Origin of the sequence: Rhodoligotrophos appendicifer (genome assembly GCF_007474605.1) — a bacterium.
GTDB lineage: Bacteria > Pseudomonadota > Alphaproteobacteria > Rhizobiales > Im1 > Rhodoligotrophos > Rhodoligotrophos appendicifer.
Window position 1 is genome coordinate 325001 of sequence record NZ_VHKL01000008.1, and the last position, 8015, is coordinate 333015.

Annotated in this window: 3 protein-coding genes and 1 pseudogene (1 of these 4 cut by a window edge); 3 read left to right on the forward strand and 1 reads right to left on the reverse strand. The window is 55.0% G+C overall.

Going from position 1 to position 8015, the window contains the following annotated elements:
- Positions 1-1397, forward strand: partial view of a peptidoglycan DD-metalloendopeptidase family protein gene (locus FKM97_RS19075; RefSeq protein WP_144294003.1) — the 3' portion only. It extends 310 nt beyond the left edge of the window; the window shows 1397 of its 1707 coding nt (coding positions 311-1707); its start codon lies off the left edge, out of view; the stop codon is at positions 1395-1397.
- An 85-nt stretch (positions 1398-1482) separates the two neighbouring features.
- Here FKM97_RS19075 and clpB read toward each other — a convergent pair whose 3' ends face one another.
- Positions 1483-4068 carry an ATP-dependent chaperone ClpB gene (gene clpB / locus FKM97_RS19080; protein WP_144294004.1) on the reverse strand — a complete coding sequence of 862 codons (2586 nt, stop codon included), beginning with the start codon at positions 4066-4068 and terminating at the stop codon, positions 1483-1485.
- Between the two features lie 206 nt (positions 4069-4274).
- On the opposite strand from clpB, the gene FKM97_RS19085 reads away from it, so the two are divergent.
- Both FKM97_RS19085 and FKM97_RS26385 read left to right on the forward strand, forming a co-directional pair.
- Positions 4275-6326: a M3 family metallopeptidase gene (locus FKM97_RS19085; RefSeq protein WP_144294005.1), complete on the forward strand. Its 2052-nt coding sequence runs from the start codon at positions 4275-4277 to the stop codon at positions 6324-6326.
- Positions 6327-7270: 944 nt separating this feature from the next.
- Positions 7271-8015, forward strand: a pseudogene (locus tag FKM97_RS26385) (hypothetical protein); the annotation flags it as partial.

Consider the following 8015-nt stretch of genomic DNA (forward strand, 5'->3'; position numbering starts at 1 on the left):
ATCGCATCCCTGTCAGCTATGGATCTGCACGCGAGACGCTTCCAGTTGCACGGACAGTCCTGACTGCCAGAACGTTCATGGGCGCATCCGCGGCATCTGCTTACCCGAGTGTCACCGATGACGTTCTACCCTATGGGACACACACCAAACTTACCCAGATTGATGCCCATATCCGCACGGCTTCTCTCGCTCCAGACAATGTCACCACTGTATTAAAGGCGGCACAGCCTGACGCTGAGGAAAAGCTCATCGCCTTTGAGGCTGGTGATAGCTTGCCCGGTCTGTTGACTTCTATTGGGGCCACCCCCGACGCAGCTCAAGCACTGACTGCTGCAGTCGAGCTGATTTTTCCGCTCAAAAATATTTCGGAGGGTCAGGAGTTTTCGATCACTCTAGAGTTTCGCCCCGATTTTTATGGCAAATACGTGCCTTATCCATCTCGGTTAGTTTTCTCTCCTGTACCGGGTGAACAAGTCGTCGTCGAGGCTGATGCTCGCGGAAGATATCTTGCACGTATTGATGGAGAAGGCGATTCTGATGGAAGTTCTCTGCTAGCGAATTTGCCTTATCAGATGATTGAGTCCGAGGTTACTTCCAGCCTTTATTCCGATGCCAAAGAAGAGGGCGTTCCTGAACATATCATTGCCGAGGTAATGAGAGTTCATGCGTATGATGTTGACTTTGAGCGAGAAATTAAACGAGGAGACGAGTTCGCGATCTTTTACGGTCGACCGATGGACGGGACGAACCCAAAGAGAAAGGTTCTTCTCTATAGCTCCCTCACATTGGAGGGAAAGCCGCGTGGCTACTTTCGGTTCACCACGCCTGACGACGGAATAACGGACTATTACGACCGGGACGGCCAAAGCGTAAGAAAAGCGCTCCTTAGAACTCCGATATCCGGCGCCAGAACCAGTTCCGGCTTTGGCATGCGCCGGCACCCAATTCTCGGATATACTAAGATGCATGCGGGAGTGGATTTTGCTGCGCCTAACGGGACTCCGATTAAGGCCGCTGGTGACGGTGTCGTTGAAATAGCAAGTCGTTTCGGAGCTTATGGAAACTACGTCAAGTTGCGACACACTGCGCCTTACAAGACAGCTTATGCTCATATGAGCCGCATTGCCCGAGGCATACGACCTGGAACAAAAGTGAGGCAGGGTCAGGTTATAGGCTATGTTGGAACAACTGGGCGCTCAACAGGCCCGCATCTCCATTACGAAATTTTGGTCAGTGACCGGCAGGTCAACCCCATGAAAGTAAGGATCGCAGACGGCCGTCGACTTTCAGGCAAGCTACTTGCGAAATTCCAGGAGCAGGTGGAACGAGTCGAGGCAATGATGCTTGCAGCTCCCACTTCGACGCAGGTTGCTGAGATTACACCCAAAAAGAATTAGAGCGGATGGCAAACGGCGATGATTAAACGAGTCAATCATCGCCGTAATTAGGCGCGGAGAGCCGCCGCTGGCGTGCTCGGGCTACCTATGCTGTCTCTCCATTGATTACCAATCCAGAGTCGTTTGCAGAAATGGTAACTGTATCGCCATCCAAAATGGATCCCGCCAAGATCATGGAGGCGAGGGGATCTTGCAGAAATTTTTGGATCGTTCTGCGGAGCGGTCGCGCACCATAAGCCGGGTCATATCCACGCCTCGCCAGCCAATCGCGAGCGGCATCATCAAGCGCAATTGTAATCTTCCTGTCAGATAGTAGTTTTTGAAGTCGCTCAATCTGCACATCCACAATCTGCCTGATCTGATCCGAACGTAGCCTCTGAAAGAGCAGGATTTCATCAAGTCGGTTTAGGAACTCAGGCCTAAAACTAGCGCGCACGATGGTCATGACCTCTTCGCGCACTTTCTCAACCGGCTCATCCTCTCGCTGATTCACCAGGATTTCCGCACCCAAGTTTGAGGTGAGAATCACCAGAGTGTTGCGGAAATCGACGGTTCGGCCATGACCATCTGTGAGACGTCCTTCGTCTAGTACCTGCAAAAGGATATTGAAAACATCCGGATGGGCCTTCTCCACCTCATCAAACAAAACTACCTGATATGGTCTCCGCCTTACGGCCTCCGTCAAGGCGCCGCCTTCTTCATAGCCCACGTATCCGGGCGGCGCTCCAATCAGCCGCGCCACCGAATGCTTTTCCATGAATTCCGACATATCTAACCGCAGGACTGCCTGCTCGTCATCAAACAAGAAGTTTGCCAGGGCCTTCGTTAACTCAGTTTTGCCAACCCCGGTCGGACCGAGAAACAAGAACGATCCTATCGGTCTATTTGGGTCCTTTAATCCTGCTCGAGCTCGTCGAACTGCTGTAGAGACCGCTTCAATCGCCTCGCTCTGACCAATCACACGTTTGGCCAATTCGAGTTCCATTCTCAAAAGCTTGTCACGCTCGCCCTCGAGCATCTTGTCTACAGGGATGCCCGTCCATTTCGATACCACTTGAGCGACGTGGTTTTCCGTGACGGCTTCGTCAACCAAGCCCTGGGATGGGCCGACTTGTTCCACCTCCTGAAGTTTCTTCTCCAGTTGCGGGATTACTCCATATGCAAGTTCTCCTGCCCTCGCCAGGTCTCCTCGACGCTGTGCCTGCTCCAGTTCAATTCGAGCCTGATCAAGCTCTTCCTTTAGCTTTTGAGCATTCGATAGCTTATCTTTCTCGCCCTTCCATCGCTGAGTAAGCTCAGCTGATCGCTCCTCAAGTTCTGCTAATTCATGTTCAAGCCGATCCAAACGCTCCTTTGACGCTCGATCCGTTTCCCGCCTTAAAGCCTCGCGCTCAATCTTGAGCTGAATGACTCTGCGATCGAGTTCGTCCAGTTCTTCGGGTTTGGAGTCCACCTGCATTCGGAGCCGAGAAGCAGATTCGTCAATCAGATCAATCGCCTTATCCGGCAAAAAACGATCGGTGATGTAGCGGTTGGAAAGAGTGGCTGCAGCAACGATCGCGGCGTCTGTGATACGAACCCCGTGGTGCAGCTCATATTTTTCCTTGAGGCCACGCAAAATGGAGATCGTATCTTCGACGCTAGGTTCATTTACGTAAACCGGCTGGAACCGCCGAGCCAGCGCAGCGTCTTTCTCAACATGCTTCCGATATTCATCCAAGGTTGTTGCGCCGACGCAATGCAATTCCCCTCGCGCCAAGGCAGGCTTCAAAAGATTGGATGCGTCCATCGCGCCATCAGCTTTTCCAGCGCCTACTAGGGTGTGCATTTCATCTATGAACAGAATAATCCCGCCATCCGCTGAAGTGACTTCCTGCAAGACGGCCTTTAGACGCTCTTCGAATTCGCCACGATATTTCGCACCCGCAATCAGGGCGCCCATATCAAGAGCAAACAGCAACTTGTCCTTCAACGATTCGGGAACATCACCATTCACGATGCGAAGAGCCAGACCCTCAACAATGGCCGTCTTGCCCACGCCAGGCTCGCCAATCAGCACGGGATTGTTTTTCGTGCGCCGCGACAGAACTTGGATGGTGCGGCGAATTTCCTCGTCACGTCCGATGACCGGATCAAGCTGCCCTTCAACTGCCGCTTCCGTTAAATTTCTGGCGTACTTCTTGAGCGCATCGTAGCTGCTTTCAGCTGTTGCGCTGTCCGCAGTGCGTCCCTTACGTAATTCATCTATCGCCTTGTTCAGACCAACAGCAGTGACGCCTGCATCCTTCAGATTCTTTGCTGCATCAGAATTCTGTTCCAGTGCGATCGCCTGAAGCAGGCGTTCAGCGGTCACGTAGCTGTCGCCCGCCTTCTGAGAAAGCTGAAGTGCGTTCTCAAACACTCTTGCTGTTTCTGGCGCCATGTAGAGCTGGCCGGCCCCAGACCCCTCGACTTTCGGCATCTTCGCCAGGGCGAGCTCCAATCCCCTTTTCAGTGCAGAAAGGTCGCCTCCAGAAGACTTGATGAGTCCGGATGCCAAGCCTTGGTCATCGTCCAGCAGGACTTTCAGAATGTGATCGGGGGTAAACCGCTGGTGGCCTTCGCGAAGGGCTAGTGACTGGGCCGACTGAATAAATCCCCGCGCCCGCTCGGTGAACTTCTCAAAATCCATCTTTTTCTCCTAAGCACGCCATCTCTCGCCTTCATTCGAACAGCCAAGCCTTGGGCGCCTTGTTACAGATCAAACGAACACTGAGGACTCGTAAGTAGCCCTGTGATCGATCTCATCCGACCAAGATATTATATCTGGGCCAACAGCAGACAAGCGCGCCGGTTACGCTGTAACAAAGAAAAAGCCGTCGATCAGAAGGGATCCAGATGCCGAAGCTCTCAAAGGACGACCGCAATCCGCTTCTCTCACAAGACATTGGGCGCCTTGAAATTCCTCCTTTCAAGCAGATAGAACCCTGCCACTTTCCCCCAGCTTTCCAGGCTGCCCTGGCTCTGCATAGAGACGCAATCGAGTTGATTTCCAATCAAGCCGACGCGCCCAGCTTCGCTAACACCATCGAGGCGATGGAACGGGCCGGACTCCCGTTGAGGCGAATATGCGCGATCTTTTTCAATCTGGCGGGGACGGACACTGACGCGGACATCGAACGAATCGAGCGTGAATTCTCGCCCATTCTCGCCAGCCACTTCAGCGCAATCTATCTCGACGAACGATTGTTCAAACGTGTCGAGACCCTGCATTCGAAGGCAGAGGGGCTCGACACCGAGCAGCGGCGGGTCCTGTTCCACTACCATAAAAATTTTGTCCGCGGTGGCGGCGCTCTGCCTTCCGAAAAGAAGGCAAGATTGGCGGAAATCGTGGGAAAGCTCGCCTCTCTGGGAACGCGATTCGGGCAGAATGTCCTCGCTGAGGAACGCGCTTTTGCACTCATCCTGAGCCGAGAGGATGAGCTAGCGGGGCTGCCCCCTTTCCTGCTCGCGGCGGCTTCTCAGGCGGCAGCGGATCGAGGCTTGAGCGGAAAGCATGTGATCACGCTCGCGCGGTCGAGCATCGAACCATTCCTGCAGTTTTCCACTCGTCGCGATCTGAGAGAGGCGGCTTTCCGGGCCTGGAGCGGCAGAGGGGAAGGCGGGGGCGATACGGACAACCGCCCGATCATCGTGGAGCTGGCCCAACTGCGTGCGGAAAAGGCCCGTCTTCTGGGATTCGAGAGTTACGCGGATTTTCGACTGGATGATTCCATGGCGGGGAAACCAAAAGCGGCGCTCGACCTACTCGATTCCGTCTGGCGACCGGCCCGAGAGCAGGCCCTCGCCGAAGCTGAAGCCCTTAAAAGCATCATCAGCAAAGAGGGTGGAAACTTCGACTTGGAACCGTGGGATTGGCGGTTTTACGCCGAAAAGAGGCGACGAGCGGAGTTTGATGTCCAGGAGGACGAGATCAAACCGTATCTGCAGTTGGACAGGATGATCGCTGCCGCGTTTCACACCGCCAGCCGATTGTTCGGCTTGACGTTTCAGCCACGCGACGATCTCCAGCTGTACCACCCCGATGTCAGGGCATGGGAGGTAAAATCGGCAGATAACCGCCACATCGGACTGTTTCTGGGGGATTATTTCGCGCGGCCCTCAAAACGGAGCGGAGCCTGGATGAGCGCGTTCCGCACGCAGCATAAACTGGACGGCAATGTTACGCCTATCATATTGAATGTGATGAACTTTTCGAAGCCGGGGGCGAATGAGACCGCGTTGCTGAGCTTTGACGACGCGCGCACGCTGTTTCACGAATTCGGACATGCGCTGCATGGGTTGCTGTCTGACGTGACCTATCCCTCCATCGCAGGAACATCCGTTTCCAGAGACTTCGTTGAATTTCCGTCGCAACTTTTCGAGCATTGGCTTGAGCAACCTGAGCTCCTGAGAGAGTTCGCAAAACATTACATCACGGGAGAGCCGATGCCAGAGCTTCTTTTAGGGAAGATGCTCAAAGCTCGTCGTTTCAATCAGGGATTTTCAACCGTCGAATATTGTGCATCTGCCTTGGTCGACCTGTCAGTCCATTCGATTCCGGACGGAATTATCGAGGATGTGGGCGCGTTCGAGACCCGGGTCCTGGCTGACATCGGAATGCCCGAGGGGATGACGATGCGGCATCGGCCAACCCATTTTACCCATATTTTCTCGGGAGATGGCTATGCCTCGGCTTATTATTCCTACCTCTGGTCCGAGGTGCTGGACGCCGATGGCTTCGAAGCGTTCGAGGAGGCCGGAAACATCTTCGACCCCGACACCGCCAAGCTCCTGCTGGAGCACATTTATTCAGCAGGCGGACGACAGGAACCCATTGATGCCTATAAAGCTTTTAGAGGGAGAGAGCCAAAGCCGGAGGCACTGCTGCGGCAGCGGGGACTCGAATGAGACACTGCGACTACACTGTTCCAAATGGTCCGTGCCCTGAGGGCAACACACAAGAATGATCGCTAAGCTCGCCCAAAGCTTCGCAATTTCGCCATTAACTGCCTTTAAGTCCCCGTCTCCCGCAGACGACGGCAGGCACCATCCTGCCAAGATCCGCGGGATGATGGTGAGTAGCGTAAGCGTATTCAGGAACCGTACAGGGTTCCTGCCTTAGGTGATCGTTAATCGATTGTGTATAGGACTGCGGTTCCACTGGAGCTCTGAAGAGATGATGTTCGCCGACCTCGCGGAAAGCAGCCAAAAGGCTGAGCTCTCAGCGGAAAACCAAGATATCAGCCCGGAGGTGCGGGAAATCCTGCACATGCTCAGGGCCCTCGAACAGCGGAACGAAACTGGCGCTTCCACCGGCCAACAGACGGCCCCAGCGAAGCCCTAACGTTCTGATCGCCTCGCGCCGGACGTTGTCCGCGCGAGGCTCCTCTGTTAATGAGAACATATCAGGAACTACGTTCTCAGAAGCGGGCCATGGTCGGTTGCCGACCTTGGACAGCCTGCAGCCCTCCCAGCAAATCAATCCTTTAGCGGCGTCGCTTCAATGGCGACGGCTTGCGACACATATCCGTCACCCGCTTCTTTGGCGGCCTCAAAGGCGGATTGAATACGATCTCCGGCCCAAAACTCCCGCGTCACACGGACCCATCATTCTTCTACGGTTGTATTCTGCCCCAAGATCGCCGCGTCGCAGCACACTCGTCGCCGACCTCCGAACTCATATCAACCCGCACCGGTCCTTCTTCAAAGAATCATTCAAAAATAAGAATGATTTCTTCGAAATAGATCGATCATCAATATATAATCAAACTGGGTTTGAAATGAGTAGTAATTCTCAAGATACCACCGAGATATTTAGCCTGCGCAGTGCGGTCCAAAACTTCGGCAATTCCTTGAAAAACTTTTGGGAGGCGATTCCGGACGACTTCACCGCGCGTGTCCAAACCGCCTTCAGCAAGGGCCGGGCGACACTGAACCTGTTCGCGAAGGTCGCAGACGATGCCGGAAGGCTCGCCGAAGATCCATTAAACCCTGCCGAAGAGGCTCCCACCCTGGAGCAGACTTGGAACAACGTCGGCACCAGCGTTGCGGAAACGAAGGCGGCGTTTGTCAGCGTGGCGGAAGCGCTCGACGACAAAAGGTTGAGCGAAGCCTCGGCGCAGCTCGTCGAGAGCGGAAGCAAGGTTGCGCAGGTTGCCGACAGCCTCTGGAGCGCAGCGAGGCTCTTGTTCGAGCCCTATAAGGGCAAGGTGGCGGAGGTCTTCACTGCCGGCAAAGCGCTGCTTTCATGGTTCGGACCCGCCAACCCTGTCGAGCCCGTCAATGCAGTCAAGGCCACTGATGCAGGCAAGAACAACCAGCCCGTCAAGACCGACGAGGCAGGCGTGAACAACCAGCCAGCAGCGGCCGCCGACGCAGGCGAGAACAACTCGCCAGCCAAAACCGACGACGCAGGCGAGAACAACTCGCCAGCCAAAACCGACGACGCAGGCGAGAACAACTCGCCAGCCGAGCCCGCCGACGCAGGCGAGAACAACTCGCCAGCCGAGCCCACCGACGCAGGCGAGAACAACTCGCCAGCCGAGCCCGCCGACGCAGGCGAGAACAACCAGCCAGCAGCGGCCGCCGACGCAGGCG

Bases quoted from the DNA above. Each gene is read 5' to 3' on its own strand.
- FKM97_RS19085 (WP_144294005.1), top strand. From the start codon at position 4,275: ATGCCGAAGCTCTCAAAGGACGACCGCAATCCGCTTCTCTCACAAGAC.
- clpB (WP_144294004.1), bottom strand. From the start codon at position 4,068: ATGGATTTTGAGAAGTTCACCGAGCGGGCGCGGGGATTTATTCAGTCG.